The organism is Mesorhizobium sp. M7A.F.Ca.AU.001.01.1.1 (genome assembly GCF_004022735.1).
Lineage (GTDB): Bacteria > Pseudomonadota > Alphaproteobacteria > Rhizobiales > Rhizobiaceae > Mesorhizobium > Mesorhizobium ciceri.
On sequence record NZ_RZPF01000795.1, the window covers coordinates 1 to 2,743 of the forward strand.

Annotated in this window: 3 protein-coding genes; 1 reads left to right on the forward strand and 2 read right to left on the reverse strand. The window is 61.5% G+C overall.

The window, feature by feature from the left end; genetic code table 11:
- A partial coding sequence (locus tag EN884_RS31950) for a D-amino acid dehydrogenase (protein WP_128360970.1) occupies positions 1-1,165 on the reverse strand: 1,165 nt, incomplete at its 3' end.
- Positions 1,166-1,386: 221 nt separating this feature from the next.
- Here EN884_RS31950 and EN884_RS31955 point away from each other — a divergent pair.
- Entirely contained in the window at positions 1,387-2,184 is a 798-nt protein-coding gene (locus EN884_RS31955) for an aspartate/glutamate racemase family protein (RefSeq protein WP_013531948.1), read from the forward strand.
- Positions 2,185-2,215: 31 nt separating this feature from the next.
- Here the strand turns inward: EN884_RS31955 and EN884_RS31960 are convergent.
- A partial coding sequence (locus EN884_RS31960) for a molybdopterin-binding protein (RefSeq protein WP_127308305.1) occupies positions 2,216-2,743 on the reverse strand: 528 nt, incomplete at its 5' end.

The window sequence follows — 2,743 nt, forward strand, 5'->3', positions numbered from 1 at the left end:
GCGCCATCGTCCATCCAATATGGCCGTGGCCGGTGTTCAGCCAGAGGTTCTTGATGTTGCGCAGGCCGAGGATCGGCAGATTGTCGGGCGTCATGGGTCTCAGGCAGGCCCGCATTTCGGCGCGATCATAGGCGATACCGCGCGGGAACAGGTCCTGCGTGACGCGCTTCATGAAGGCGAAATCCGAAGGCTTGTGGCTGCGATCATAGCCCGCGAATTCCGCGGTGGCGGTGACGCGGATGCGATCGCCCATCGGCGTGATGGCAACGAGATTGTGCTCATCGATGACGGGGAGTTTTGGAGCCAGCGCCGGGTCGACGATGGGAATGGTCAGGGAATATCCTTTGACCGGATAGATCGGCAAACCAAGGCCGATCTTGCGGGCGAGGATCGGGCTTTCGGCGCCGAGACACAGAACGTAGGTGTCGGCCAGAAATTCTCCCTTGTCGGTGACGACCCGGATGATCGCGTCATTCCTGCGTTCGATCCCGACGATCCTCGTGCTTGTCAGGATCTTGCCGCCCCTCGTTTCGACGATGGCCGCCAGCGCGCGCGTGAACTTGGCGGCGTCGCCGGTTTCATCGGTTGGACACATTATGCCGCCGGCAATGCTGCCGCGCGACGAAGCCAGCGCCGGCTCGCGGTCAATGATTTCCTGTGCGTCGACAATGCGGATCTCCTGGCCGTCGGCCTCCAGCAGGCGCATGTTGGCGACGCCCTTGTCGAGCGCCTGACGGCTGCGGTGGAAGTAAAGGATGCCGGCCGAGGTCCTGTCGTATTGGATCGATTCCTCCCTGACGACCGCCTGCAGGACCGATTGGGAATGGACCGCAAGCCGATGTTTGAGGAGGGTGTTGCGACGCGCTTTGGCGGCCGTGCATTCCCTGAGGAAGCGCAGCGACCAGCTGTAGAGATGCGGGTCGGCGGAAAGTTTGAAGCGAAGCGCCTGGTCTTTCAGGAACAGCGACTTCAGCAGGATTTTTGGCGCGGCTGGTGATGACCAGACGAAGGAGTGACCGGGCGCGATCATGCCTGCATTTGCCCAGCTCGCGCCCTCGGCCACCTGCGGTGCCTGCTCGAGAACAGTGACCGCGTGGCCGTCCTTTTGCAACTGATAAGTGGTGGTGATCCCGACCACGCCGCCGCCCAAGATCAATACGCGCATTGCTGTCCCGAAGGGCTGTGTTCCTATTGTCGACAATTCAATAGGAAGACGCCGATCCCTGTCAACGGTGAATGGGTCGGCGACGGACAAGCGATCCGCGCAAGCGCAAAATTCAGGCGTTTACCGGTTCCCAGGATCTGCACAGAGCCCTTGACAGTTTCGGCAATATCGCCGTTTCTATTGTCGACAATTCTGATTGGCATCAGGGAGGGGACTGCGCCATGGACGCCCCGGTTAGCCGCGCCGACGACACGCTTGTCCTCGACAAGGAACACATTCCCTTCAAGACCGATGACGGTATCGGCACGCGCGCCAATCTCGGCCTGCTCGTGCTGCGGACCGACCAGACCATCGAGGATGAATTCCGGTATGCGCTGCCCGCGCGCGACATCGCGCTGTACGAGGCGCGGCTCTACAGCGATGTCGAGATCACACCGGAAAACCTGATGAAAATGTCGGCGGTAATCCCGGCAACGGTGGGACTCTTGCCCGACGTCAAGTTCGATGTGATCGGCTTTGCCTGCACGTCGGGAGCGCTGGTCATCGGCGAGGATAAGGTTGCCGAGCGCGTTCACGAGGTGCTGCCTGGTGTGCAGGTGACCAATCCGGTGACCGCGGCACGCGCCGCGCTGAAGGCCCTGGGGGTCTCGAGGATCGCGCTGCTCACCCCTTACTTGGCGAAAATCAATCATTCGCTGCGGGCATCGCTGATGGCGCGGGGGATGGATATTCCGGTCATGGGCTCCTTCAACGAGGCGGACGACAATGTCGTTGCACGCATCACGCCGGCATCGGTCAAGCAGGCCATCTTGGAAATCGGTGCGTCGAGCGACTGTGATGCGGTGTTCGTTTCCTGCACCAGCATGCGCGTTGCCCGCATCATCGAGGAGGTCGAGAAGGAGTTGGGGAAACCGGTCACCTCCAGCAACCATGCACTTGCCTGGCATATGCTGCGGCTTGGCGGCATTGGCGAGCAGATTGCCGGAAAAGGCGAGCTGTTTCGCCGCTCGCTAGGCTAGCATCTTCAGCGCCGGATTTGCGGTGTGCAGCTCAGATCCCGCCGTACCAGTCATAGCCATTGTCTTCCCAATAGCCGCCCCTGCCACCGCCGACATCGGCAAAGCCGTCGACCAGTTCGATCTTGTAGAGATATTTCGGCATCTTGTAGCCGAGCTGGCGCTCGACGCGAACCCGCAGCGGCGCGCCGTTCTCGACCGGCAGCGGCTTGCCGTTCAGGCCGTAGGCGAGGATCGTCTGCGGGTGACGGGCATCGATGAGGTCGATGGTGCCGTAATATTTGATGTCGCCCGACAGGCTGCGGTCGATCGTGTCGAGGCAATGGAACATGACATAGCGCGCCTGCGGTTTGACCACCGCCTGGTCCAGCACCAGCGACAGCGGCGTGCCGGTCCATTTGGCTATGCAGCTCCAGCCTTCGACGCAGTCATGGCGGGTGATCTGGGTGCGGCTTGGCATGTTCTGGAGCTGCTCGCGGCTGAGCGACAGCGGCTTTTCGACAAGACCCGTCACTTCCAGACGCCAGTCGGCGAAATTGTTGGCGAGCAGGCCCTTGTAGAC